The sequence below is a fragment of the Jannaschia sp. M317 genome (assembly GCF_025141175.1).
Lineage (GTDB): Bacteria > Pseudomonadota > Alphaproteobacteria > Rhodobacterales > Rhodobacteraceae > Jannaschia.
The window spans coordinates 1866970-1891768 of sequence record NZ_CP081155.1; the positions used below are offsets into that span (position 1 = coordinate 1866970).

A 24799-nucleotide genomic window follows, 5' to 3' on the forward strand; every position below is an offset into this window, starting at 1 on the left:
TCAACGGGTCAGAGCCGGGCCGCAAGCCAGCGGAGCGCGGCGAAATAGCCTTCGATCCCCAGTCCGGCGATCACCGCCTCGGCGCGGGCACTGACGTAGGAATGGTGGCGAAACGCTTCGCGCTTGTGGATGTTGGAGATGTGCACCTCCACCACCGGGCCTTCGAAGGCCGACAACGCATCGAGGATCGCCACCGAAGTGTGGCTGTAGGCGCCCGGATTGATGACGATTGCGTCCTGCGTGCCGCGCGCCTGCTGGATCAGGTCGACCAGTGCGCCTTCGTGATTGGATTGGGCAAAGGTCAAATCGCCCAGGTTCAGCGCGCGGGCCTGCGCCTCGACGTCGGCCAGCGTATCGGAGCCGTAGATATGCGGCTCTCTCTGGCCCAGAAGGTTCAGGTTCGGACCGTTGAGGATCAGGATCTTGGACATGACGACACCTTGGTTGCTGGCCTTGTCTAGCGGAGTGGACGGCGGGTTCCAACCGCGCGCCCGCCCGCAAGATCGCTGTTCGTGCAGCAGGTCAGGCTGATGTGACGGCTGTGGCCTGGGCCAGTTCCTTTTGCACGATGGCCTTCAGGGCCGGTCTGTTGGCGCAGCGGTCGATCCAGGCCCGGACCGACGGCTGGTCCGGCACGGCATCGGGGATCCATTGAAACGGGCTCGACAGCAGCAGATCGACGGCAGAGTAGTCGTCGCCCAGCAGATAGGGTTGTGCGTCCAGCGTCTCTGACAGGCGGGCGAAGACGGTGTCGAGCGTGCGGAACGTGCCCGTCACGGCGGGATGGTCGATCTTGGCCCAGTCCAGCACGAGAACCGGCTCCATCACGCCTTGATAATAGAACAGCCAGCTGAGGAACGCGCCGCGCTGCGGGTGTCCGACGGGGCGACCAAGGCCCGTATCCGGGAACATGTCGGTCAGGTAGGCGACGATGGCCCCCCGTTCCCGCACCCGATCGGTGCCGTCGACCAGATAGGGCACCTTGCCTTCGGGGTGCGGATTGCGTGGGTCCGGGGCACCGCTGCCGTCGTTGCGGATCACCGATACCTCGACCACGTCGATCTGATCGGCCACGCCCATCTCCTCCAACAGGACGAGGATGGAGGTGGAGCGGGAATTCGGGGCGTGAAAAAGCGTGGGCATGGTCGGTCCTCTGGGTTGATTGTACCTCGCCCTAGCAGCCCACTGCTGACATATTCCGTCACTATGGCCCGTGCAGACAGACTCATGCGTTTGATGGACGCGCTGCGCCGCTTGCCCGCGCCGTTGACCGCCGCGCGGCTGGCGGTGGAAACAGGCGTTTCGCGCCGCCAGTTGTATCGCGATATTGCAACGTTGCGCGCCGGTGGGGCCCTGATCGACGGCGAGGCGGGCGTGGGATATCGGTTGACCGAAGACACCGCCCTGCCACCACAAAGTTTCTCTCAGTTGGAGATCGAGGCCCTGGTTCTGGCCGTGGGGGAGCTGCGCCAGATGGGGGACAGCGACCTGGAGAAGGCCGGGCAATCGGCGCTGGCGCGGATCATCGCGACGCTGCCGGATCGGCAGGCGCAGCAAGCGATGCATACCGTCCTGCGCAGTTTCCACCCGTCCGGCGCGCCCGCGACGATCACCGCCGATCTTGCCTTGCTGCGGCGCGCCTGTTGGGAGGAACGCGCGCTGACCCTGCGGTATCGCGATCTGGCCGGGCGGGTGACGGAGCGCGAAGTCTGGCCGCTGGGCATGAGCTATTCGCACGGCAGGCTGATGGTACTGGTCTGGTGCTGCTTGCGGCAGGATTGGCGACATTTCCACGCCAGCGGGATCGAAGCCGCTGAATTGAACGGTCGCAGTTTCCGCCCCCGTCGTGTGCCGTTGCTGCGTGCCTATGCGGCGCGACATTGAACGGTTCGACCAACGAAAAAGGGCGCCCCGAAGGGCGCCCCGATCCGTGCCCGTAGGCCGGTGATCAGCAGCTGTAGTACATCTGATATTCGACCGGGTGGGGCGTGTGCTCGTAGGTGTAAACCTCGTCCCATTTCAGGGCCATGTAGCCCTCGATCTGGTCGCGGGTGAAGACGTCACCGGCCAGCAGGAACTCGTGATCCTTCTCCAGCTCGTCCAGAGCTTCCCGCAGGGAGGCGCAGACGGTCGGGATTTCGGCCAGCTCTTCGGGCGGCAGATCGTAGAGATCCTTGTCCGACGGCTCGCCGGGGTGGATCTTGTTCTTGATGCCGTCCAGGCCGGCCATCAGCAGCGCGGCGAAGCACAGGTACGGGTTCGCGGACGGATCCGGGAAACGGGCCTCGACGCGCTTGGCCTTGGGGCTTTCGGTCCACGGGATGCGGACGCAGCCGGACCGGTTGCTGGCGGAATAGGCCCGCAGAACCGGGGCTTCGAAGCCGGGGATCAGACGCTTGTAGGAGTTGGTGGACGGGTTCGTGAAGGCGTTCAGGGCCTTCGCGTGCTTCAGGATGCCACCGATGAAATACAGCGCTTCCATCGACAGGTCAGCGTACTGGTCGCCTGCGAACAGCGGCTTGCCGTCTTTCCAGATCGACATGTTCACGTGCATGCCGGTGCCGTTGTCGCCCGCGATGGGCTTGGGCATGAAGGTGGCCGATTTGCCGTAGGCGTGGGCGACGTTGTGCACGATGTACTTGTACTTCTGCAGCTCGTCGGCCTGCTTGGTGACCGTTCCGAAGATCAGGCCCAGCTCGTGCTGACAGGACGCCACTTCGTGGTGGTGCTTGTCGACCTTCATGCCGATGCGCTTCATCGTCGACAGCATCTCGGACCGCAGGTCCTGTGCCGCGTCGGTCGGGTTGACCGGGAAGTAGCCGCCCTTGACGCCGGGCCGGTGGCCCATGTTGCCCATTTCGTATTCGGTGCCGGTGTTCCAGGCGGCATCGGCCGCGTCGACCTCATAGCCGACCTTGTTCATCGTGTTCGAGAAACGAACGTCGTCGAACAGGAAGAATTCAGCTTCGGGGCCCATGTAGGCCGCGTCACCGATGCCGGACGAAACCAGGTAGGCTTCGGCCTTTTCGGCGGTGCCGCGCGGGTCGCGGGCATAAGATTCACCGGTGTCCGGCTCCACGACCGAGCAATGCACGCAGAGCGTCTTTTCGGCATAGAACGGGTCGATGTAGACCGACTCGGTGTCCAGCATCAGCTTCATGTCGGAGGCTTCGATGCCCTTCCAACCAGCGATGGAGGAGCCGTCGAACATGAAACCTTCTTCGATGAAGTCAGCGTCGACCTGATCGCTCATCACCGTGACGTGCTGCAACTTGCCGCGCGGGTCGGTGAAGCGGATATCGACGTACTCGATTTCCTCGTCCTTGATCAGCTTGAGGACTGCGTCCGTGCTCATGAGATTCCCCTTCTCTAGAAGTCCACCCCGGAGCCGATCCGGGGTCTTGATAGGTTGTAGGTTTTGGACCGGTCAGATGGCGTCGTCGCCACTCTCTCCGGTGCGGATACGGATGGCTTGCTCGACCGGCGTGACGAAGATCTTTCCGTCACCGATCTTGTCGGTCTTGGCGGCGTCGACGATGGCGTCGATGGCCCCTTCGACCATGTCGTCGGCCAGGACGACCTCGATTTTCACCTTGGGCAGGAAGTCCACGACATATTCGGCCCCACGATAGAGCTCCGTATGGCCTTTCTGCCGTCCAAAGCCTTTGACTTCGGTGACAGACAGGCCCTGGATGCCAATTTCCTGCAGGGCCTCTTTGACTTCATCCAGCTTGAACGGCTTGATGATGGCCTCGATCTTCTTCATGCGGGGTTCCTCCCAGGGGGCGTCGAAGGGGTCACAACATGGGTTGGACCGAAGGGACAATCGGCTAGCCTTGGACGCGAGGCAAGGGGGCTGTGGAAATTCGGGGGTGTGACTAAACTTTGATCGACGTGTTTAAAAAATGGGCAAATAGGGAATCGGGATCGAGGGGCCCGTTGTCCTCTGGCCAGATGCGCGCGGTCGAGGCCGCGTCCTTCGAGTCGGGCCACATCACGGCCGCGCGGGCCATGGCCCGTGCAGCGCAGGCGACGATTGCGGCGATCGAGGGGCACTGGCCCGCATTCGCGGCCGCACCGGGGCGCGCGCGGGTGCTTTGCGGGCCGGGCAACAACGGCGGCGACGGCTTTGTTGTCGCGCGCCTGTTGGTGGAACGGGGCTGGTCTGTCGAGGTGTTCGCCCTGGGGCACACGCGGGATGCAGCCGGTGCCGCAGGTCAGGCGCGCGCGGCCTGTCCGGTGCCGATCCTCACGCTGACACAGGAAACTGAGGTGCCCGTTGCAGGCTGTGACCTCTATGTCGATGCGCTGTTCGGGATCGGATTGACGCGACCGCTCGAGGGACTCGCCCGGATCTGGGCCACTGCCTTGGCCGAAGGCGCGCAGCATCGGGCGGCGGTGGACATCCCCAGCGGTCTGTGCGCCGATTCCGGGCGCTGGCTGTCCGCTGGGCTGACCGGTCATCGCCCGCCACCGGCGGATCTGACGGTGACGTTCCATGCGCCAAAGCTGGGGCATCTGTTGGCCGAGGGGCCGGACCTTTGCGGCGTGCTGGTCGTGGCCGATATCGGTGTGCGGGACCTATCGGACGCCGCGATCGTGCAGCGGGTCCGTGCGCCGGACGGGGCGCTGTTGGATCGGTTGCTGCGGCGCGGGCAGGGTGGGGACCATAAGTTCGGCCATGGCCACGCCCTTGTCCTGTCGGGCGGAGTCGGGCGCACCGGTGCCGCACGGCTCAGCGCACAGGCAGCCCTGCGTGTGGGCGCGGGGCTGGTCACGCTGGGCGCACCTGGCAGCGCGCTGATGGAATGCGCGGCACAGCTGACCGCAGTGATGCTGCGGCGGTGCGATGACGGGGCCGCCTTGACGGACCTGCTGACCGATGCGCGTCTCTCGGCGATCTGCTTGGGGCCCGGCCTCGGGCTGGGCGCGCGGGCCGAAGGGTTGCTTGAGGCAACCCTGCAATCGGGCCGTCCGCTTGTGCTGGATGCGGATGCGTTGACGATGATTGCCGCGCGGCCCTCTCTCTTCGACGGCCTGCACGCCGGCTGTCTGCTGACCCCGCACGGTGGAGAGTTCGCCCGCCTGTTTCCCGACCTCGCCGCCGATTTGCAGGACCCGGCCGTTGCCGGCCCGGCATTTTCCCGGATCGAGGCAGTACAGCAGGCCGCCAGGCGGGCAGGCTGCACGGTGCTGCTGAAGGGGCGCGACACGGTGATTGCAGGACCGGACGGGGCCGCGCATCTACACGCGGCCGTCGGGCCCGATGCCGCACCCTGGCTCGCGACAGCCGGATCCGGAGATGTTCTGGCAGGGCTGATTACGGGTCTGCTGGCCATGGGCGTCGACGGCATCGACGCGGCCCGTACAGCGGCCTGGCTGCATGCCGCAGCGGCGCGCAACTTTGGACCGGGCCTGATCGCAGAAGATCTGCCGGGTGCGATCCCCGCGGTCTTGCGCGATCTGTCGGATGGAAACGTGACCTAGGGAGGGCGTGGGGCGGGAATAGGTCAGGCCCAGGTCGGCGCGCTCAACCGGGTGCCCCGGGCCCTGTGGGCGAAATCCCCGTCGGCCGCCAATGCCTGTGCCGGCACGGCCCCTGGATCAAGCCAGGGGCAGGCGCATCATGCCGATCGCAAGGCCTCGATTGCGCCGACCGAGCCGGAGACGATCTCAAGCCCGTCCACGAACAGCGCCGCAGGCCAGTCGAGCACGATGGAATAGACCGTGGCTTCTGCCGAGTCGCCCATGCGGATCAGTTGACCATCAATCAGGCGTCCGACGGCAACCCGCGCCTCTTTCGCACCGAAAAGCGTCAGCGCGCGCCAATCCCGCAGGACGACGGGCTGATCCGGCGGCAGGCGGAGATCGCGATCAGGCCTATGGTTGCCAAGACAGCCTTGGGTGATGTGGACCATGCGGTCGCGCGTGGTGGTCGATGCGACGACAATTTCGCGCACGGTGGCCTTGCCATGGTCGCGGGTAATGACCTCGTCGCCAGGGCGCAGGCCCTCGACCAGCCGTTCCCCCCGCGTGGTCAACACCAGGCTGCCGGCCGGCAGGGCATGCCGTACACTGTGGTTTGCCACGATCGGCACACCGATGCCCGCGGGCAGGGCCCGAGAGGAGCGACGCCCATGGGGGCGCGCGCTATGGGTCGCTTTCTGTGGCATCTGCCGTTTTCCTTGCATCATGGCACACCTGAGCAGTCCTGCTTGCGACGGTGTCGCATGCCGGTGTTGCTGTGCGGTTAACTGCCGCGAAAAAACTGGGACTCTCTGAAGGCGGGGGTCAGGCGTCCGGGATGGCGTCGACCACGCCCGTTTCGCTGCGCCCGACGGGCAGGTCCAACCCGTTGGCCTGGATCGTCAAGGCGGAGCCGAGGTCCAGTTGATAGACTTCGGCTTCCGAGAGCGTCGCGATCTGGTGGCCATCCGCCAGTCGGGCGGTCGGGACCAGTGCCGCGCCCATGTCGAACAGGGCCTCGGCCCGCCAATCGCTCAGCACGATGTGCTGATCGCTGGCGACAAGGATGTCGCGCGCGGGCCGCGCCAGGCCCAGACTGTCGGTCCGGATGCGGCAAACGGGTGCGTGTCGTCGACTGACCGACAGGAGCAGGCAAAAGCCCCGCTCGTGCGTCTGTATCATGTCGCCGGGGCGCAAATCCTGGACCGCGACCGGTCCTGCATCCGTTTCCACCTTCGTTCCACGTGCCAGACCACCCGTGCGGGGCATGTCGGAAATGACATCGACCCTCAGGCAGGAGGTGGCGCGAAGTTGATCGGCATTCATGCGGAGCTGGACGGTCATGGCAGTGATCCCGTTCTTTAATTTCATCAGGCGGACGGGTTCAGGATCGACTTGAATTGCGGCGGAGCTTGGGCACGCTTGGGGAGTCTTCGCGGCCCTTTCCGAGCATCAAAGAGGATGCTATCAGGCCGCCGATGCGGGTGTGGCGGAATTGGTAGACGCACCAGATTTAGGTTCTGGCGCCGCGAGGCGTGGGGGTTCGAGTCCCTTCACCCGCACCAAAACAGCGTCCCACAAGTCAGGGGCCGCCGCCCGTCGGGGCAGTCCCTCTAGGACCGCAGCGCGGCCAAGCCGATTCCCGTGGCCTCGAACCCGCCGTCGACGGACAGCCGCTGACCGGTCACGAAGCTGGCCTTGTCCGAGCACAGCCAGACGATTGCTTCGGCGATCTCGCTTTCCTGGCCATAGCGGTTCAACGGAATCGCGTCGTGGTAGGCGTCGATGATGTCCTGCGTGTGGACCGCCATCGCCAGTTTGGTGCGCACCGGGCCGGGGCAGACGCAGTTCACGCGGATGCCGTGTTCGCCCAGCTCCACCGCCTGTTGCTGCGTCAGGTGGGCGACCCCGGCCTTGGATGTGCCATAAGCCACACGCAGGGTGGAGGCGCGCAGGGCGCTGATCGAGGCGATGTTTACCACGGCGCCTTTGGCGGCCTTCAACGCGGGGGTAAAAGCCTGCGTCATCAGAAAGACGCCGTCGAGATTGGTCGCCATGACCGCGCGCCATCTTTCATACGTGGTCTCTTCGATGGGGCCGAAATCCGCGAGGCCGGCATTATTGACAAGGGCCACGATCTCCAACTCGGCCACATCCGCCGCCAGCCGTGCGACCGAGGCGGGATCGGAGACGTCGCAATCGTGCGGGGTCACGTTTTCCAGCGATTCTGCCACGACTGCCAATTCAGCCCCGTCGTTGTCGACCATGACGACGTGCAGCCCCGCGTCCAGGAACAGTTTCGTCGTGGCCAATCCGATGCCGCGCGCCGCGCCGGTCACAACTGCTGTCTTTACCATGTGTTCAGTCCCTCGTGTTTTACGCAGGGTTCAGGCTTCGCCGCCGGGATGCAATCCCTTACCGCTTCCGCAGGTGATCGGTGCGCTGGTGCGTATTGTTGTGGTGTGATGCGTCATATACGTTCGGAGTAACACAGGAGGACGACATGAGCTGGAACCCGGTTCTGGACCCGCAGGTCCCCATGGGCAACGACATCGACGCCATCGAAACGGTCATCGTACCCCGCGCCCGCGATCTGGGCGGGTTCGAGGTGCGCCGTGCCTTGCCGGCGCCGAAACGGCAGATGGTCGGCCCCTTCATCTTTTTCGATCAAATGGGCCCGGCGGAGTTTCTGACGGGGCAGGGCATCGACGTGCGCCCGCACCCGCATATCGGCCTGGCCACGGTGACCTACCTGCTCAAGGGCAAGATCCACCACCGCGACAGTCTGGGGACCGACCAGTGGATCGAACCCGGCGCGGTCAACTGGATGGTCGCGGGCCATGGTATTACCCATTCGGAACGGATGGATGGCGACTATCGTCAGCAAGACAAGTCGCTGTTCGGCATTCAGACATGGGTCGCCTTGCCCGAGGATCGGGAGGATGATCCAGCCGATTTCAGCCATGCACCGAAGGCGGCCTTGCCCGTCCTGCAGGCCGAGGGCAAGCAGCTGCGCCTGGTGCTGGGCGACGGCTGGGGCGAAAAGGCACCGGTCGAGACCGCCAGCCGCATGTTCTATGCCGATGCGATCCTTGATCCCGGTGCCGCGATCCCGCTACCGGACGATCACGAGGATCGGGGCGTCTACGTTTTGGACGGATCCGTGACCGTCGCGGGCCAGGACTTCGAGACGGGGCAGATGATGGTCTTCCGGCCCGGCGATCCGATCTCGCTCCGCGCCGGGGAGCGGGGCGCGCGGCTGATGTTGCTGGGCGGCGATACCATGGGCGGACCACGCCATATCTGGTGGAACTTCGTGGCCTCGTCCAAGGACAAGATCGAGGCCGCGAAGGAGGCCTGGCGCGCGGGCGACTGGCGCCACGGGCGGTTCCAACTGCCGCCGGGCGACGACGCGGAACACATCCCGCTGCCGCCGCGCTAGGACAAGGTGGCCTTGCGCGCGACCAGAAACCGGCTGGTCGATCCGCTGGGGTAGGTGCCGCGCTCCACGATCTCGAAGCCTGCGGCCCGAACCATTCCGACCCATTGTTCGGTCGACAGGAAGGTGACCGCGGGTGCCTTGCCCAGCAGGCGCATGGCCCCGACCACCGTGCGATACATCAGCGTCTTGGCCCCCTGTCCACCCAGGCAAGGCGTCTTGGAAATGAAGACACCCCCCGGTTCCAGGCCGCGCGCCACATGGGCCAAGGCCGCCTGTGGGTCGGCGATCAGGTGGAACAGGTTGAACCCCAGAACCACGTCGAACCGCCGCCCAGCCAGCACATCGTCGCCCGGTGCCGCGACCTGGAAATCCAGGTTTCGCGGGCTGTCTTCCCAGGCCTTTTCGCGCGCAACCTCGATCATCCCCTCGGAAAAGTCGGTCCCGGTATAGCGCGCCACCTTGTCGCGCAGCTTCAACGCCGTGGTCCCCGTGCCGCAGCCCAATTCCAGCACGCGGTCGGTGTCGCGCAGATAGTGGGCGGTGCGCAGCAAGGTTTCCTCGTAGGCGGGAATGTCTGCGATGGGGCGCGCGGCATAGCGGCGCGCGATCCGGGTCCAAAAGGCGGTGTCCTGTGTCATCAAGGCGTCCTGTGTCATCTTTGTCTCCTGTGTTGAGGGCAGATTATCTGGCGGTTCTGCGTATGGGTATTGCGGAAATTTCCGGGGCAGCTATGCATCCGTGCATGACCTGGAATGCCCTCGATTTCGACTGGAACCATGTTCGCGCCTTTCTGGTGACCGTCGAACAGGGGTCCTTGTCGGCAGCAGCCCGCGCCCTGCGCCAGACCCAGCCAACCGTCGGGCGTCAAGTCGCCGCGTTGGAGGCAGAACTGGGCGTGGCGCTGTTCGACCGGATCGGCAACGCCCTTGAACTGACGCAGGCGGGGACCGAGCTGATCGAACAGGTGCGCCTGATGGGGCAGGCGGCGGAACGGGTTTCGTTGACGGCAAGCGGGCAGGCGCAGACGATCGAGGGGATGATCCGCATTTCCGTGTCGGAACTTTATGCCGGTCTGATAATGCCCGCCATCGCCGCCGGTCTGCGCCAGCGGCACCCGGACCTGAAGGTCGACATTCTGGTCACCAACAGCCTGTCCGACCTGCGCCGCAGAGAGGCGGACATCGCCATTCGGAACGCCGAACCCCAGGACCCGGATCTGATCGGTCGCAAGCTGGGCCAGGACGGCGCGACCTTGTTCGCCACGCCCGACTATCTGGCGTCCCTGGGGTCGCTGAACGGACCCGAGGATTTTGCCGATGCGCAATTCCTGAGCCTTGGCGACAACACGGAGATCAGCCGCGCGCTGAGCAGTGTGGGGTTTCGGCTGACGGATCGTAATTTCATGCTGTCGACCGGGGAAAGCCATATGGTGCATTGGCATTTCACCCGCGCGGGGCTTGGTATCGGGTTCGGCCCCATTGCTGTCGGCATGGCCGACCCCTTGCTGGTCCCGGTTCTGCCCGACCCGCCGATCTATCCCTTTCCCATCTGGCTGTGCGCCGCGAAAGAATTGCGGACCAGCGCGCGCGTCCGGGCCGTGTTCGACTACCTGACAGAGGCGCTGCCGCCGTTGTTCAAGAATTCCATCACAGGCGCTTGACGCCGGTTGCACGGCCTTCTAGAGACCCCCTCACGCGCGGTTGTAGCTCAGTTGGTTAGAGTACCGGCCTGTCACGCCGGGGGTCGCGGGTTCGAGCCCCGTCAACCGCGCCACTTTCCCCCCTTACGATATCGATGCTTCTGGTCGCCTTGGTATGACCGGATCAAAGCTGTTGACTTTGGCCTGCCGCCTCCGCCCATCTTGGCGCGTCTCTGAGGAGGGCAGAATGTCGATATTGGGCCGGTTCCTGTACAAGTCACGCAAGTTTTATGACGATGATTTCGACTGGGACAGTTACACCGAGGACAGCTATGAGCGGCGCCTTGTGTCCGTTGTCGAGCGTGAAAACCTGGCTGCGGCGGCCCCCGGTGATCTGACGTTCGATCCGGCGACCGGGTCCGTCACCTCCAACAGCCGACCGATCCACCCGAACCAACAGGCGATTCTGGAGGTCATCGGCAGGCTGCGGCCCCGGTCCGTGCACGAGGTTGGATGTGGCGGCGGCGATCATCTGGCCAACGGTCAACTGCTCTACCCCGACATAGCCTTTAGCGGTTCGGACCGGTCGGACGGACAACTGGCGCTGGCGCGGAAGCGACACCCGACCTTGGCCGATCGCCTCGTCCAGCGCGATCTGACGATGCCGTTCTCGCGAAACTGGGTCCAGTCCGATCTCGTCTACAGCCAGACGGTGCTGATGCATATCCATACGGCTGTCAGTCATTTCGTGGCCCTGTCCAACATGGTGGCCCTGGCCGAACGCTATGTCCTGCTGATGGAGAACCAGCAGTGCCACAACTTTGTCGAGGATATCGGCAACCTGCACGCGGGGGGGCATTTCGCCTGGGACTCGCTGCACGTCTACCGCTTCGACGGCACGGATGGCGCACGCACCATCCTGTTGTCGAAGAATCCCTTGCCGATGGAGCCGCTGACCACGGACGCGCAGCTACGCGCCGGGTTGAAGCCGTCGCCCCGGCGTCTGAAACGCGCGCGGGAGGACAGCGCGCGGGGCACCTTTGGCTGACGTTCGGGGGGCAATGTGCGGTCGGGGCATTTTCTGTGCTCCAAGGGGGCAGAAGGCCATTGACCCCCCCGCAACCCCCGGCTATCCCGCCCCTCACGCGCGGTTGTAGCTCAGTTGGTTAGAGTACCGGCCTGTCACGCCGGGGGTCGCGGGTTCGAGCCCCGTCAACCGCGCCATTTCATTCTTTTTGCAGGATTTTCCTGCCGACCTCGCCTCGGCTCTGGCCCCGCACGGGGCCGTCGCCGATGCGACATGCATGCGCATGGGTGCCGTTTGCGGGCAGGTTGCCCGCAACGGTAGAGGTGTCAGGAGCGTGGCGGCCGCGCGGCCGCGCTATCTGGTGTCAGTCGCGCGATTTCGAGGCGAAGTGCGGCAGCAAGGCCGAGAAATCCCTGCCCTTGCCACCGGCCTCGACGAAGGCGCGATACTGGGCCAGAGCCTCGGTCCCAAGGGGCGTCGGGCTGTCGGCGATCTGCGCCGCTTGAAGCGCCAGGTCCAGATCCTTGAGCATCAGTTCTGCGGCAAACCCCGGTTTGTAGGCGTTGTCAGACGGCGACGTCGGGCCGACGCCCGGTGCCGGGCAGTAACTGGTCAGCGACCAGCTTTGCCCCGATGACATCGAAGCGACATCATACATCGCCTGGCGATCGAGGCCCAGTTTGTCGGCAAGGGCAAAGGCCTCGCAGGTGACGGCCATGGTCGCGCCCAAAATCATGTTGTTGCAGATCTTGGCCGCCTGGCCATTGCCTGACGGGCCGCAGTGGACGGTCTTGCCGCCCATGATGTCCAGAAGCGGTGCAGCCGTGGCAAGGGCGCTGTCACTGCCGCCGACCATAAAGGTCAGCGTGCCCGCGTCCGCACCACCGATCCCGCCAGAGACAGGCGCGTCTAGGGCCCCAAGCCCGGCGGCTAGCGCCTGATCCGCAACCGCGCGGGCGCTGTCGACATCCACCGTGGAACAATCGAGCAGAACCGCGCCCTTGGCCATGGCCGGGATCACCTCATCTGCGACGGTGCGCAGGATCGCGCCGTTGGGCAGCATGGTGATGACGACCTCGGCCCCGGCAACGGCCTCGGTCGCAGAGGCGGCGGCGGTGACGCCCTCGGGGGCGGGGGCCATCTTGTCATAGCCAGCGACGGTATGGCCCGCGCGGGCCAGGTTGCGGGCCATGGGCGCGCCCATGTTGCCCAGGCCGATAAAGGCGATGTTCATGGGGTGACCTCCGGTAGGGGTGTGCCTTTGGGCAAGGGGGCGAGCATGTTGGCGACGTCGACGGCGGGCACATCGCCGGGGGCGCCATGTCGCCAGCGCGGATTGCGGTCCTTGTCGACGACCTGGGCGCGGATGCCCTCGACGAAATCGCCCTGTTCAAGGGCGCGGTGCGTGAAACGGTATTCCATCAGCAGCGCCTGGTCGATGCTCGGGTCGTCGCCCAACCTGTGCAGTATCTCTACCGTGCAGGCCATCGGCAGCGGCGCATTGCGCGCAAGGGCGGCGCGCGCGTCGGCGGCGAACGGCGTGGTGGATGCCGCAAGGGCGGCTACGATGTCCGCCAGACGTTCGCCTGAGAACAGCGCGTCGATTTCGTCCTGCTGGTCTGCAAGGGGGGCCTTTGGCGGCGGCTGGCCCGCGGCATCGGCCAGGGTGGCGTCGCCAGAGGCGCAAAGCGCAGCCTTCAGCTTGTCCCAGCCGTCGGGAAGATAGAGATCGGCAAACCCTGCGTGGATCGCGTCTCCGGGGCCCATGCGGGCGCCGGTCGTGCCCAGATACTCGCCCAACCGACCGGGCGCGCGCGCCAGGATCAGGCTGCCACCCACGTCGGGAACCAGTCCGATGGCGCATTCGGGCATGGCAATCCGGCTGCTGTCATCCACGATCCGGTGGCTGGCATGACAGCCAAGGCCGACACCACCGCCCATCGTGAAACCATGCAGGAACGACACCACTGGCTTCGGAAAACGGAAGAGCTTTGCGTTCAGTCGGTATTCGTCGCGCCAGAACCTTTGCCCGTAGTCGTAGCGCCCCTCGGTGCCCGCCTTGTGCATGTCCAGAATGTCGCCCCCTGCGCAAAAGGCGCGGCCCGGCGCAGCGTCGAGCAGGATCAGGTCGATGGCGGGATCCGTGGCCCAGGCATCCACCGCAACCTCGATCGCCAGGCACATGTCCCAGGACAGCGCATTGAGCACTTCGGGCCGGTTCAGGGTGATGCGCCCTGCGCGGCCCTCGGTGCGGATCTGGACGTCGGTCATATCAGGGTCTCCGAAGCGGCCTGGCGCGGATCACGCGGCCAGCATGTCGCGCGCGACGATCAAGCGCATGATCTCGTTCGTGCCTTCCAGGATCTGGTGCACGCGCAGGTCGCGGACCAGTTTTTCGATGCCATAGTCCGCCAGATACCCGTAGCCGCCGTGTAGTTGCAGACATTGATCGACAATACGGCTGCCGGCTTCGGTCACGAATTTCTTGGCCATGGCGCAATGCTTGGTTGCATCCGGCGCGCCCTGGTCCAGTTTCCACGCGGCCTGGCGCAGGAAAACGCGGGCGGCCTGCAGCTCGATCTCCATATCGGCAAGGCGGAACTGCAGCGCCTGGAACTGGTCGATGGATTTGCCGAAGGCCTTTCGTTCGGCCATGTAGCCCAGCGTCATGTCCAGCGCTTGCTGCGCAGCCCCCAGGGAACAGGCAGCGATGTTGAGACGGCCCCCGTCGAGGCCCTTCATCGCATAGCGGAAACCCTGACCTTCCTCGCCCAGCAGGTTGCCCAAGGGAACCGCGCAATCGTCCAGTTGGACCTGGCGGGTGGGCTGCGATTTCCAGCCCATCTTCTGTTCCAGGCCGCCAAAGGACAGGCCGTCCGCGCCGTCGGGCACGACGATGGCAGAGACGCCGCGCGGGCCGTCCTCTCCGGTGCGGGACATGACGATATAGGCATCGGCATAGCCGCCGCCCGAGATGAAGGCCTTGGTCCCGGTCAGACGCCAAGCGTCGTTCGTCTGCACGGCGCGGGTTTTCAGCGCCGCCGCGTCGGACCCGCTGCCGGGTTCGGTCAGACAATAGGCCAGGACGGTTTTCATGGTCAGGGCGTCGGGCAGGATCTGGGCCTTCAATGCATCGGAGCCGAACATGTCGATCATCTTGGCGCACATGTTGTGAATCGACAGGAACGCCGCAACAGAAGGGCAGGCCATCGACAGGGCTTCGAACACCAGCGTAGCGTCAAGGCGGCTGAGGCCGGCCCCGCCCGAGTCCTCCGAGACGTAGAGACCGCCAAAGCCCAGGTCTGCGATACGTGGCCACAGGTCGCGGGGGATGGTGCCGTCCGCTTCCCAGGTTTGCGCATGGGGGGCGATCTCGGCCTGACCGAAATCGCGGGACATGTCGAAGATCGCCTGCGATTCCTCGGAAAGCGCGAAGTCCATCTTTGACCCTCCTCCGGTCATTAATCGAACGTCTGTTCAATTACTGCGCCAGATACGCCTGTTTGGCAAGCGCGAAGGTCAGCTTTGCTGAGGTCAAATCCTTCGAAGGATTTGATCAAAATTTTTCAAAATTTTGAATGGCACCGGGGGCAGCCTAGCCCCCGGCGACCTGAATCAGATCACGCGGACCTGGGTCCCAACGGGCGTGATCGCAAACAGCTCGGCAATCTTTTCGTTATAGAGCCCGATGCAGCCAGACGACGACCGGCGGCCGATCTTGCGCGTGTCGTGGGTTCCATGGATCAGATAGGCTGGCCAGCTGAGATACATGGCATGCGTGCCCAGGGGATTGCCTGGCCCGGCCTCCATGAAGTCCGGCAAGGTCGGATCGCGTTCGCGCATGGCCTGAGTCGGCGTCCAGGTGGGGCCGACGCGTTTGCGCACGATCTCCGTGTAGCCACGGCGGGTCAATTCATCGGTCATCGGAACGGACGTCGGGTAGAGCCGGTAATCGGTGCCCGTCCCGTTCCAGAAATGCAGCGCACGGCTTGTCGTGTCGCAGATGATCGTTGCGACCCCCAGCGACTCGAAATGCTCGCGCCAGTCGATCCGTTCGAAACTGGACAGGTTGCGGCGCGTCTCGACCGGATCCGGCACGGCGCGCGGCGAATAATCCGCCTGCTGCGCGCGCAGCAGGCTGGGTGTGGCGAGGGTCGCGGCGGCCCCCAGCAGCAGAGATCGGCGTGTCGAACTACCCATGAGATCACTCCTTCTCGGATGACCGGTATCTATCAAAGCGACCAAACGCTCGAAAGAGGGGCAAAGTTCACATGTTCGTCGGCGACCGACGTAAACCCGCGGCCTTTCGGCGAAGACTTGCCGGTTTTTTCGCCGTTCTTGCCCACCCGCGACAATGGCATGGCCAAAATGCGGCACGATTCGGGCAAGCCGGGCGGAATCGTGACGCTCCGGTTCCGGTTCAGAGCGTCCGAAACGGCCCGGGTTGCGACAATGCAAGGGGTGTCAGAGGACCGTTCCTGGGGGCGCAACAGTCTGACCGCTTTCGGCCTGAATTCCGGCCATTTCAGGCCGCGACATGGCATCTTTCCGGCCTGTCGGGGGCTAGAGTAAGGCATGGGCCGGTCGAGATTGTGACCGGAATGGGGCAACGAAAATGACGAAGGAAGACACCATGGTTACCGGCATCATCATCTCCACCGTAATTACCGTCACCGTCCTGTGCGAGACCTTCCTGACGGCCCGCGACTGACGCTTTCCTCGCTGGGCCAGTTCCCTGCGAAACGATCGAAGCGCCCCCGAAGGGACGCTTGCCGGGGTGCCAAGGCACCCGATCCAATTCCAGACATGACACCCGACCGCAACCGGCCCCGCAGGGCCGATCCGGGGTCGTCTATTCCATCACCGGGATGGAAAATTCGCCACCTTCCTTGATCCCCGACGGCCAGCGAGCCGTGACCGTCTTGGTGCGGGTGTAGAACTTGAAGCTGTCGGGCCCGTGCTGGTTCAAATCCCCGAACATGGATTTCTTCCAGCCGCCAAAGGTGTGATAGGCCAGCGGCACCGGGATCGGCACGTTGACGCCCACCATGCCCACATTCACACGCTTGGCAAAATCGCGCGCCGCGTCGCCGTCGCGGGTAAAGATCGCGGTGCCATTGCCGTATTCGTGATCCATGGCCAGGCCCAGGGCCTCTTCGTAAGTCTGGGCGCGCACGCAGGACAGGACCGGGCCGAAGATCTCCTTTTGGTAGATCTCCATGTCCTTGGTGACGTTGTCGAACAGGACGGGGCCGACGAAGAAGCCGTTTTCATAGCCCTGAACCTTCATGTCGCTGCCGTCCACGACTGCCTTGGCACCGGCGTCCTTGCCGGATTGGATCAGACGCAGGATGTTTGCCTTGGCGGCCTCGGTGACAACGGGGCCAAAGTCCACGTCGTCGCCAGAGGTATAGGGGCCAACCTTGAGCGCCTCGACCCGCGGGGCGAGCTTTTCGATCAGACGGTCTGCGGTGTCTTCGCCCACGGGGACCGCCACGGAAATCGCCATGCAGCGTTCGCCAGCCGCGCCATAGCCGGCGCCGACCAGCGCATCGGCCGCCTGATCCATGTCCGCGTCGGGCATGATGATCATGTGGTTCTTGGCACCGCCGAAACATTGGGCCCGCTTGCCGTTGGCCGAGGCCCGTTCATAGATGTAGGCCGCGATGGGCGTGGACCCGACGAAACCAACGGATTGGATAACCGGGTTGTCCAGGATCGCATCGACCGCTTCCTTGTCGCCGTTGACCACCTGCAGGATGCCTTTGGGCAGGCCCGCCTCTTCCATCAGGGCCGCCAGCATCATCGGAACGCTCGGGTCCCGCTCTGATGGCTTCAGGATAAAGGCGTTGCCGCAGGCGATGGCGGGCGCGAACATCCACATCGGGATCATGGCCGGGAAGTTGAAGGGCGTGATGCCCGCCGTGACGCCCAGGGCCTGGCGCATGGAATACATGTCGATGCCCGGGCCCGCGCTGTCGGTGAAGTCCCCTTTCAGGTGATGGGGGGCACCGATGCAGAACTCGACAACTTCCAGCCCGCGCTGCACGTCGCCCTTGGCATCCACAAAGGTCTTGCCATGTTCGCGCGACAACGCCTCGGCCAGCTTGTCCATGTCGCGGTTCAGCAGATCCACGAATTTCATCAGAACGCGGGCACGGCGCTGGGGGTTTGTCGCCTCCCACTTGGGCTGTGCCGCGGCGGCGATCTCGACCGCGCGGTCCAGTTCCGCCTTGGAGGCGAGGGCCAGTTGCGCCTGCACTTCGCCGGTGGCGGGGTTGAAAACCTCTGCCTTTCGCTCGCCGCCCGCGACCTCTGCGCCGTCAAGCCAATGTCCGATCTGTTGCATGGAACCCTCCCGATGATTTGGGGGCATCCTAGCCGCAGGGGCCTTGCGCGAACAGAGATATACCTTCACGGTAATCTTGCATTTTTGCAAGACAGACTTCTGTCTGGCGGCGATGCACGCCATCGGGTTTGACATCAGAGATTCGCACTCGGTGCGTTGGCGACGTCTCGCAGGGGGGAAGCGATGGATTGGGATGACCTGCGGCTGTTTCTGGGCGTGGCACGCGGCGGGTCGTTGGCCGAGGCGGCCAAGGCGTTGCGGCTGGACCCCGCCACGCTGAGCCGTCGGATGGCGCGGCTTGAATCCGGGGCGGGTGCCGCCCTGTTTCTGAAATCCCAACGCGGCTATGCGCTGACCGAAGCGGGGCACCGTCTGCTGCCCCATGCCGAGGCGATGGAGGATCAGGCCCGCGCCGGTGGGGCGGCGCTGGCCGGGGGGCAGGCGTTGCGCGGGCGGGTGCGGATCGGCGCACCGGACGGTGTCGCGAACCACGTCCTGCCGCAGGTCCTGACCGCATTGAAACGGGCCCACCCCGCCCTGGAGCTGGACCTTGTCGCCCTGCCACGGGTTTTTGATCTGGGCCGCCGAGAGGCGGATCTGGCGGTCACGGTGTCCGCGCCCAAATCCGGGCGGCTGCGGGTGCGGCGGATCTGCAGCTATCGGCTAAGCCTGGCGGCCCACGACAGCTATCTGTCGAACGCTCCGCCACTGGCGACAGTGGCCGACCTGCGGGCCCATGCGATTGTAGGCTATATCCCCGACATGATTTTCGACGCCGATCTGGACTATCTGGGCGAGGTCGGCGTTTCGGCCCCCGGCCTTGCGTCCAATTCGGCGGCGGTTCAACTGGGCCTGATCCGCGCGGGTGCGGGCGTCGGTGTGGTGCATGATTTCATGTTGCCGACCGATGCCAGGCTGCGGCGTGTTTTGCCGCAGGATGTGGGCCTGACCCGCGCCTTTCACCTGGTTCGGCATTCGGATGCGGGTGGGCCGCTGCTGTCGCGTACGGCGGATCTGCTGACCGACGGGGTCCGCGCAGAGGTCACCCGCTTGGAGCGGCTGGCAGGCTAGAGTTTCCTGCTGGCAGATGCCTGCCAGTGGGGCCTTGATCGGGGCGAGGGATCAGCCCGTCACCCGTCTGACCGCCCCAACCAGCAACGCCGCCCCCGGCGCGATCAGATCATCGTCGAAATCGAAGTCTGGATTGTGCAGCGCCGGACCCGGTCCGGCCCCCAGCAGCAGCATCGCCGATGGGCAGTCGTGGCCAAAGCGACCGAAATCCTCCGAGGCGCGCAGCGGCACGCCCGGAACGGCGTCCAGCCCTGCCTCGCTGGCGGCTGCGCGCAAAAGCGCCGCTGCTTCGGGTGTGTTGATCCCTGCAAGGAACCGGTCGTGTTCGGTGACCTCCAACGTCAGGCCGGCGGCTTCGGCCGCACGGGCGGCTTGGTCGCGGATCATAGCCTCCAGCTCGGCGAGGCTGGCGTCAGAGGTGGTGCGACAGGTGATCCAGACCTCGCCTCGGCCAGGCGCGATGCCAAACGCGGGGGCACCAAGGACGGCGTGGGTCAGGGTGACCAGCCGGTAGCCGTCCTGTGGGAAGGTGCCGCCCGACAATGCGGGCAGGGCGGTCATCAGCGCCGCCATGGCATCACCGGGCGAGGTGCCGGTTTCCGGCGCGCAGGCATGGGCTTCGGTTCCGGTGAAGGCAAGACGCAGCCCGACCGAAGGCGGGCTGGCCAGACCGTCGGGTACATGGGCCACGCCGCGTGGAACATCGGGTTCGTTGTGCAGCGCAAAGGCCCAGTCCGGGGCGAGCGGCGCAAAACCAGAATCCTCGCAGACCGCGATGGCACCGGTCCCGTCTTCCTCTGCCGGTTGGAACATCAAGACGACCCGACCGCGGGCCGGGCGCGTCCGGCAGAGAATCCGCCCGACGCCCAACACCGTGACCATATGCCCGTCGTGACCGCAGAGGTGCCCCTTGCCGGGGATCTCGCTTTGCCAGTCGGGGGTGCCCGTTTCATGGATCGGCAGCGCGTCGAGTTCGCAGCGCAGCAGAACCGTGGGGCCGGGGGCCGCGCCCTCGATCACGCCGGCGACGCCGTGACCGCCCAGGCCCGTGATCACGCGGTCGACGGGCAGGGCGCGCAGGGCCCCGGCGATGCAGGCGGCGGTCTCCCGCTCCTCGCCAGAAATCTCGGGACGGCGGTGAAGGTCGCGACGCAGGGCAATCAGGTCGGAAAGGTCGGAATTGGTCAATCGGTCCATTCCTCTGTTGTGCCGCCGGGGTTCGGGAATGTCACGCGCGCTTGACTTGACGCCAAGGCAGGCCGACGCTGGACGTGGGAGACATCGAGGAGGACACCATGTTTGTGACGCAAATCCTGGCGCAGAAAGCCACCAAGGGCGTGCTGACCATCGACCCGACGGCGACCATCGCAGATGCCGTCGCCGAATTGTCGGCGCGCCGGATCGGGGCGTTGGTCGTCAGCGGGGATGGCCGCCGCGCCCAGGGCATTCTGTCGGAGCGCGATATCGTCCGGGAACTGGGCAAATCCGGCGGCGAGGTTCTGAAGCGGACGGTCGGCGACCTGATGACCAGGAACCTTCAGACATGTGCGCCCGGCGAACGGTCCGACGGCGTGCTGGCACGGATGACCGATGGCCGGTTCCGCCACATGCCGGTGGAGGAGGACGGGCTGCTGGTCGGCCTGATTTCGCTGGGGGATGTGGTCAAGGCACGGCTGTCCGAGGTCTCGATGGAAAAGGATGCGCTGGAAGCCATGATCGGCGGCCACACCTGAGCGACGGGGGCAGTCGCTGTCCGCTCTGTCTACGGACCCGACAAGAGGGGGAGCGTGTCAGCCTCGCAGGAGGACCTGACCGCGACCCGTGCCCCCCCGTGATATCTGCGCGTCACGCAGGTGACTTGATCCGGCGGCCCGGGCGTGTCACCCCTTGCGCAACAATCTTGCGGGAGACGTCCCATGCGCACAGCCCTCTATCCCGGGACGTTTGACCCGATCACCAAGGGTCACATCGATATCATCAAGCGGGCCTGCACCTTGGTCGACCGGCTGGTGATCGGCGTGGCGATCAATCGCGACAAGGGGCCGATGTTCACCCTGGAAGAACGCGTGGCCATGGTCGAGGCAGAAGCCGCCTATTGGTCGGACCGCACCGGGACCGAAATCGTCGCCCATCCGTTCGAGAACCTGCTGATCAATTGCGCCCGCGAGGTCGGTGCCCAGATGATCGTGCGCGGCCTGCGCGCGGTGGCGGACTTCGAATACGAGTATCAGATGGTGGGCATGAACCGCGTGCTTGACGACCAGATCGAAACGGTCTTTCTGATGGCCGAGGCCCAGCATCAGGCGATTGCGTCCAAGCTGGTCAAGGAAATCGCGCGCCTGGGCGGCGATGTTTCCGCCTTTGTGACGCCCGCGGTAAATCAGGCCCTGTCGGAGCGATTTGCGCGGTAGGCCCGCGGCGGGGGCTCAAATCCTTAGATAAGGATTTGACACCGACCGCAGCCGAACGCGCGTTTGGCGCATGTGGAGGGGGCGCTGCCCCCGATGCCTTTGGCATCCCCCCGGAGGTATTTTTGCCGAGAAGAAGACCGGCGGCAGCGACCACTGCGCGCCGGAATGCGATCTAGCTGGTCGCGCCGCGCGACAGGGCGGCGACACCGGTGCGGGCCATCTCAACCAGGCCAATCGGGCGCATCAGGTCAGCGAAGGCGTCGATCTTGCCCACGTCACCCGTGATTTCGAAGACAAAGCTGTCGAGCGTCGAATCCACGACGTTGGCGCGGAAGATCTCGGCCAGCCGCAGCGCCTCGATCCGGTGCTCGCCCGCGCCCTGAACCTTGAACAGCGCCAGTTCCCGTTCGACCGGATTGCCCTCGACCGTGAGGTCATGGACATCGTGGACTGGCACGATGCGGCCCAGCTGCGCCTTGATCTGTTCGATCACCTGGGGCGTGCCGGTGGTGACGACCGTGATCCGCGACAGGTGCCCGGCGTGGTCGACCTCGGCCACGGTCAGGCTTTCGATGTTGTAGCCGCGCCCCGAGAACAGCCCGATGACACGCGCAAGGACCCCCGCTTCGTTATCGACGAGAACGGCCAGCGTGTGACGTTCCTGCACGTCCGAGAAGGTCGGGCGGAGGTTGTAGGCAGAATGGCTGGTAGAGCCCTTTTTGAGTTTCAGCGGGGACATGTCGGACCTTTCGGTTGCTGGCGGTCTTGTGGCGCGACCGGATGGGAATGGAAAGCGGCGGATTGCCGGGCGCGGCCTTTGGTCGGCATCGATTGGCCGGTGGCCCTATGCTCGGCGGAATTCCCGCCAGCCCGCGGGCGACTGGCTGCCGATCCGGGGCGGAGGCTGGCCAGGTTTGACGCGTCCCGGACGGTGCGCTGGCGCGTGGGGGCGGGCAGGACCCAGTGATTGTGCCGAGGCGGCGCAGCACGCGTCGTCCGAGAAGAGGAGATCGAGAAATGACCAAGATCATGACCGCGACCCTGTGGGCCGTTCTGGGCGCAGGCGCCGCATTGGCCATGGGCCATGCCACCTGGGACACCGATGGCGACGGTGCGCTGTCCCCGGTCGAGTTCCGCATGGGCGTCGACGGCCTGGGCGTCCACGGCGGCTTCGACGCCGATGGCAGCGGCCTTTTGGGCGAAGCCGAGTGGGACCCGCTGGCCGAAATAGGGGACCACGTCAACATGGACCTCAACGGCGACGGCGGCGTCGATTCCGCTGAGTTCGGGGCGGTTCTGTTCAACCGCTACGACACCGACGGGTCCGCCACCATCGACGCGACCGAGATCGGCGCACTGGACGCGGATCTGGCCGCAGGCGGGTTGCTGGCGCAGTAGGTTCGCGCCCGGGCGGGGGCCGTCAGGGCGCATGGGCCCGGTCCTCGTCCGCAGTCGCGGGGGCATGGAACCGGCGATCGGTCCAAGGTCGCAAGACATGGGATGTTGGCCACCGCGCATCATACCCGGGTCCGGATTGCGAACCGCCTTTTCCTTGGCAAGGGCGGTGGCGGGCGGGCCGGGTGGGCGCAGGCACATGGCCTGCGCCACCTCTGGCGAGGTCTGGGTCACACCAGCACCGACCCCTTGGCGTCGATGACCCCTTGGGTTTCCGCGTCTCCCAGCAACATTTCGTTGTGGGCCTTGCCCGAGGGGATCATGGGGAAGCAGTTTTCATGCTTGGCGACCAGGCAGTCGAAGATCACCGGGCCGTCGTGGTTCAACATCTCCATGATGGCGTCGTCCAGATCGTCGGGATCGGAACACATGATGCCCTTGGCACCGAACGCCTCGGCCAGTTTGACGAAATCGGGCAGGGCCTCGGACCAGCTCGACGAATAGCGCTCCCCGTGCAGCAACTCCTGCCACTGACGCACCATGCCGAGGCGTTCGTTGTTCAGGATGAACTGCTTCACCGGCAGGTGGTATTGCACCATCGTGCCCATTTCCTGCATGTTCATCAGCCAGGATGCCTCGCCCGCCACGTTGATGACCAGGCTGTCGGGGTGCGCGACCTGCACGCCCATGGCCGCAGGTTGGCCATAGCCCATGGTGCCCAGGCCGCCGGACGTCATCCAGCGGTTCGGAGCCTCGAACCCCAGGTATTGCGCGGCCCACATCTGGTGCTGACCGACCTCGGTGGTGATGTAGCGGTCGTGATCCTTGGTCAGCGCCTCCAGCCGGGACAGAGCGTATTGCGGGCGGATGATCTTGCCTTCCTGCTTGAAGGACAGGCAATCGACCGTGCGCCACTGTTCGATCTGGGCCCACCACTTTTGCAGGCCAGCCGTGTTGACCTTGCGGCCCCGTGCTTTCCAGACGCGCAGCGCGTCCTCCAGAACGTGACCCACGTCGCCCAGGATCGGCACGTCGGCCTTGACCACCTTGTTGATGGACGAGGGGTCGATGTCGATATGGACCTTCTGCGACTTGGGCGAGAAATGCGGCAGGGTGCCGGTGATGCGGTCGTCAAAACGGGCCCCGACGTTGATCATCAGATCGCAGCCATGCATCGCCATGTTCGCCTCATAGAGGCCGTGCATCCCCAGCATGCCCAGCCACTTGTCGCCGGACGCCGGATAGGCCCCCAGACCCATCAGGGTCGAGGTGATCGGAAAGCCTGTCGCCTCGACCAGTTCGCGCAGCAGCTGGCTGGCTGCCGGGCCGGAGTTGATGACACCGCCGCCGGTGTAGAACACGGGCCGCTCGGCTGTTTCGATCAGATCGACCAGCTGCGCGATGGCCTCGGCGTCGCCCTTCAGCTTGGGCTGGTAGTGCGAGGTCTTGGCCTGTTTGGGACCGGTATAGTTGCCCGAGGCGAACTGGATATCCTTGGGAATGTCGATCAGCACCGGGCCGGGGCGGCCGGAGGTGGCGACATGAAACGCCTCGTGCAGAACCTTGGGCAGGTCGTCCGTTTCCTTGACCAGCCAGTTGTGCTTGGTGCAAGGGCGGGTGATGCCGACGGTATCCGCCTCCTGGAACGCGTCCGAGCCGATCATGAAGGTCGGCACCTGACCGGTCAGAACCACGATCGGGATCGAATCCATCAGCGCGTCGGTCAGGCCGGTGACGGCATTCGTCGCACCGGGCCCCGAGGTGACCAGCGCCACGCCCGGCTTGCCGGTCGACCGGGCATAGCCCTCGGCGGCGTGTACGGCGGCCTGTTCGTGGCGGACGAGGAAGTGGCGGATGTCGTTCTGCTGAAAGATCTCGTCATAGATCGGCAGGACGGCGCCGCCGGGATAGCCGAACACGGTGTCGACGCCCTGATCCTTCAGGGCTTTCACGACCATCTGTGCGCCGGTCATCTGTTTGCTCATCGTTCCATTCCTTT

25 protein-coding genes and 3 tRNA genes are annotated in these 24799 nt (G+C 65.2%); 12 read left to right on the top strand and 16 right to left on the bottom strand.

Annotation, left to right across the window (positions count from 1 at the left end):
• Nucleotides 1–8: 8 nt before the first annotated feature.
• Nucleotides 9–431, bottom strand: a complete 423-nt coding sequence (aroQ, locus tag K3551_RS09655) for a type II 3-dehydroquinate dehydratase (protein WP_259912826.1) — start codon at nucleotides 429–431, stop codon at nucleotides 9–11.
• Nucleotides 432–522: 91 nt separating this feature from the next.
• The gene (locus K3551_RS09660) at nucleotides 523–1143 is read right to left on the bottom strand and encodes a glutathione S-transferase family protein (protein WP_259912827.1); all 621 of its coding nucleotides are present in this window, start codon (nucleotides 1141–1143) and stop codon (nucleotides 523–525) included.
• A gap of 63 nt (nucleotides 1144–1206) precedes the next feature.
• On the opposite strand from K3551_RS09660, the gene K3551_RS09665 reads away from it, so the two are divergent.
• A complete protein-coding gene (locus K3551_RS09665) occupies nucleotides 1207–1884 on the top strand; it encodes a YafY family protein (RefSeq protein ID WP_259912828.1) in 678 nt (225 codons plus the stop codon).
• A 64-nt stretch (nucleotides 1885–1948) separates the two neighbouring features.
• On the opposite strand, the gene glnA is transcribed toward K3551_RS09665, so the two are convergent.
• Both glnA and K3551_RS09675 read right to left on the bottom strand, forming a co-directional pair.
• Nucleotides 1949–3355 carry a type I glutamate--ammonia ligase gene (glnA, locus tag K3551_RS09670; protein ID WP_259912829.1) on the bottom strand — a complete coding sequence of 469 codons (1407 nt, stop codon included), beginning with the start codon at nucleotides 3353–3355 and terminating at the stop codon, nucleotides 1949–1951.
• A 72-nt stretch (nucleotides 3356–3427) separates the two neighbouring features.
• Entirely contained in the window at nucleotides 3428–3766 is a 339-nt protein-coding gene (locus K3551_RS09675; protein ID WP_259912830.1) for a P-II family nitrogen regulator, read from the bottom strand.
• A 173-nt stretch (nucleotides 3767–3939) separates the two neighbouring features.
• Between K3551_RS09675 and K3551_RS09680 the strand changes: the two genes are divergently transcribed.
• On the top strand, nucleotides 3940–5487 hold the full coding sequence (locus K3551_RS09680; protein ID WP_311199719.1) for an NAD(P)H-hydrate dehydratase: 1548 nt from the start codon (nucleotides 3940–3942) through the stop codon (nucleotides 5485–5487).
• Nucleotides 5488–5624: 137 nt separating this feature from the next.
• Here K3551_RS09680 and K3551_RS09685 read toward each other — a convergent pair whose 3' ends face one another.
• Entirely contained in the window at nucleotides 5625–6173 is a 549-nt protein-coding gene (locus tag K3551_RS09685; RefSeq protein WP_259912831.1) for a Hint domain-containing protein, read from the bottom strand.
• Between the two features lie 118 nt (nucleotides 6174–6291).
• Nucleotides 6292–6810: a Hint domain-containing protein gene (locus tag K3551_RS09690; protein WP_259912832.1), complete on the bottom strand. Its 519-nt coding sequence runs from the start codon at nucleotides 6808–6810 to the stop codon at nucleotides 6292–6294.
• A gap of 136 nt (nucleotides 6811–6946) precedes the next feature.
• On the opposite strand from K3551_RS09690, the gene K3551_RS09695 reads away from it, so the two are divergent.
• Nucleotides 6947–7031: transfer RNA gene (locus K3551_RS09695), tRNA-Leu, on the top strand.
• A gap of 48 nt (nucleotides 7032–7079) precedes the next feature.
• Here K3551_RS09695 and K3551_RS09700 read toward each other — a convergent pair.
• Nucleotides 7080–7823: an SDR family NAD(P)-dependent oxidoreductase gene (locus tag K3551_RS09700; RefSeq protein ID WP_259912833.1), complete on the bottom strand. Its 744-nt coding sequence runs from the start codon at nucleotides 7821–7823 to the stop codon at nucleotides 7080–7082.
• 146 nt (nucleotides 7824–7969) lie between these two features.
• Between K3551_RS09700 and K3551_RS09705 the strand changes: the two genes are divergently transcribed.
• Nucleotides 7970–8908, top strand: coding sequence for a pirin family protein (locus K3551_RS09705; protein ID WP_259912834.1), 939 nt, complete (start codon nucleotides 7970–7972; stop codon nucleotides 8906–8908).
• Here the strand turns inward: K3551_RS09705 and K3551_RS09710 are convergent.
• Nucleotides 8905–9564: a class I SAM-dependent methyltransferase gene (locus K3551_RS09710; RefSeq protein WP_259912836.1), complete on the bottom strand. Its 660-nt coding sequence runs from the start codon at nucleotides 9562–9564 to the stop codon at nucleotides 8905–8907. The genes K3551_RS09705 and K3551_RS09710 overlap by 4 nt on opposite strands.
• Nucleotides 9565–9650: 86 nt before the next feature.
• Between K3551_RS09710 and K3551_RS09715 the strand changes: the two genes are divergently transcribed.
• From K3551_RS09715 to K3551_RS09730, 4 genes are all read left to right on the top strand, one after another.
• Nucleotides 9651–10568 (top strand): LysR family transcriptional regulator, encoded by a 918-nt coding sequence (locus K3551_RS09715; RefSeq protein ID WP_259912837.1) that lies wholly within the window; start codon nucleotides 9651–9653, stop codon nucleotides 10566–10568.
• 36 nt (nucleotides 10569–10604) lie between these two features.
• Nucleotides 10605–10681: transfer RNA gene (locus K3551_RS09720), tRNA-Asp, on the top strand.
• A gap of 113 nt (nucleotides 10682–10794) precedes the next feature.
• Nucleotides 10795–11595: a trans-aconitate 2-methyltransferase gene (locus K3551_RS09725; protein ID WP_259912838.1), complete on the top strand. Its 801-nt coding sequence runs from the start codon at nucleotides 10795–10797 to the stop codon at nucleotides 11593–11595.
• 99 nt (nucleotides 11596–11694) lie between these two features.
• Nucleotides 11695–11771 (top strand) — tRNA-Asp (locus K3551_RS09730).
• Nucleotides 11772–11938: 167 nt separating this feature from the next.
• Here K3551_RS09730 and mmsB read toward each other — a convergent pair.
• From mmsB to K3551_RS09755, 5 genes are all read right to left on the bottom strand, one after another.
• Nucleotides 11939–12904 (bottom strand): 3-hydroxyisobutyrate dehydrogenase, encoded by a 966-nt coding sequence (gene mmsB, locus K3551_RS09735; protein WP_259919546.1) that lies wholly within the window; start codon nucleotides 12902–12904, stop codon nucleotides 11939–11941.
• Nucleotides 12805–13845 carry an enoyl-CoA hydratase/isomerase family protein gene (locus K3551_RS09740; protein ID WP_259912839.1) on the bottom strand — a complete coding sequence of 347 codons (1041 nt, stop codon included), beginning with the start codon at nucleotides 13843–13845 and terminating at the stop codon, nucleotides 12805–12807. The genes mmsB and K3551_RS09740 overlap by 100 nt, the downstream gene beginning before the upstream one ends.
• A gap of 30 nt (nucleotides 13846–13875) precedes the next feature.
• Nucleotides 13876–15015 carry an acyl-CoA dehydrogenase family protein gene (locus tag K3551_RS09745; RefSeq protein WP_259912840.1) on the bottom strand — a complete coding sequence of 380 codons (1140 nt, stop codon included), beginning with the start codon at nucleotides 15013–15015 and terminating at the stop codon, nucleotides 13876–13878.
• A gap of 174 nt (nucleotides 15016–15189) precedes the next feature.
• Nucleotides 15190–15774, bottom strand: coding sequence for a L,D-transpeptidase (locus K3551_RS09750; protein WP_259912841.1), 585 nt, complete (start codon nucleotides 15772–15774; stop codon nucleotides 15190–15192).
• A 652-nt stretch (nucleotides 15775–16426) separates the two neighbouring features.
• Nucleotides 16427–17923, bottom strand: coding sequence for a CoA-acylating methylmalonate-semialdehyde dehydrogenase (locus tag K3551_RS09755; protein ID WP_259912842.1), 1497 nt, complete (start codon nucleotides 17921–17923; stop codon nucleotides 16427–16429).
• Nucleotides 17924–18106: 183 nt separating this feature from the next.
• Between K3551_RS09755 and K3551_RS09760 the strand changes: the two genes are divergently transcribed.
• Entirely contained in the window at nucleotides 18107–18994 is an 888-nt protein-coding gene (locus tag K3551_RS09760; RefSeq protein ID WP_259912844.1) for a LysR family transcriptional regulator, read from the top strand.
• Between the two features lie 51 nt (nucleotides 18995–19045).
• Here the strand turns inward: K3551_RS09760 and K3551_RS09765 are convergent, their stop codons facing one another.
• A complete protein-coding gene (locus K3551_RS09765) occupies nucleotides 19046–20191 on the bottom strand; it encodes an amidohydrolase (RefSeq protein WP_259912846.1) in 1146 nt (381 codons plus the stop codon).
• A 98-nt stretch (nucleotides 20192–20289) separates the two neighbouring features.
• Here K3551_RS09765 and K3551_RS09770 point away from each other — a divergent pair, with 98 nt between their 5' ends.
• Nucleotides 20290–20727 (top strand): CBS domain-containing protein, encoded by a 438-nt coding sequence (locus K3551_RS09770; RefSeq protein ID WP_259912848.1) that lies wholly within the window; start codon nucleotides 20290–20292, stop codon nucleotides 20725–20727.
• A gap of 183 nt (nucleotides 20728–20910) precedes the next feature.
• The gene (gene coaD, locus K3551_RS09775) at nucleotides 20911–21405 is read left to right on the top strand and encodes a pantetheine-phosphate adenylyltransferase (RefSeq protein WP_259912849.1); all 495 of its coding nucleotides are present in this window, start codon (nucleotides 20911–20913) and stop codon (nucleotides 21403–21405) included.
• A 172-nt stretch (nucleotides 21406–21577) separates the two neighbouring features.
• On the opposite strand, the gene ilvN is transcribed toward coaD, so the two are convergent.
• A complete protein-coding gene (ilvN, locus tag K3551_RS09780) occupies nucleotides 21578–22144 on the bottom strand; it encodes an acetolactate synthase small subunit (protein ID WP_259912850.1) in 567 nt (188 codons plus the stop codon).
• 278 nt (nucleotides 22145–22422) lie between these two features.
• Between ilvN and K3551_RS09785 the strand changes: the two genes are divergently transcribed.
• The gene (locus K3551_RS09785) at nucleotides 22423–22803 is read left to right on the top strand and encodes a hypothetical protein (RefSeq protein ID WP_259912852.1); all 381 of its coding nucleotides are present in this window, start codon (nucleotides 22423–22425) and stop codon (nucleotides 22801–22803) included.
• A gap of 227 nt (nucleotides 22804–23030) precedes the next feature.
• Here K3551_RS09785 and K3551_RS09790 read toward each other — a convergent pair whose 3' ends face one another.
• Nucleotides 23031–24785, bottom strand: a complete 1755-nt coding sequence (locus K3551_RS09790) for an acetolactate synthase 3 large subunit (RefSeq protein WP_259912854.1) — start codon at nucleotides 24783–24785, stop codon at nucleotides 23031–23033.
• Between the last annotated feature and the right edge of the window lie 14 nt (nucleotides 24786–24799).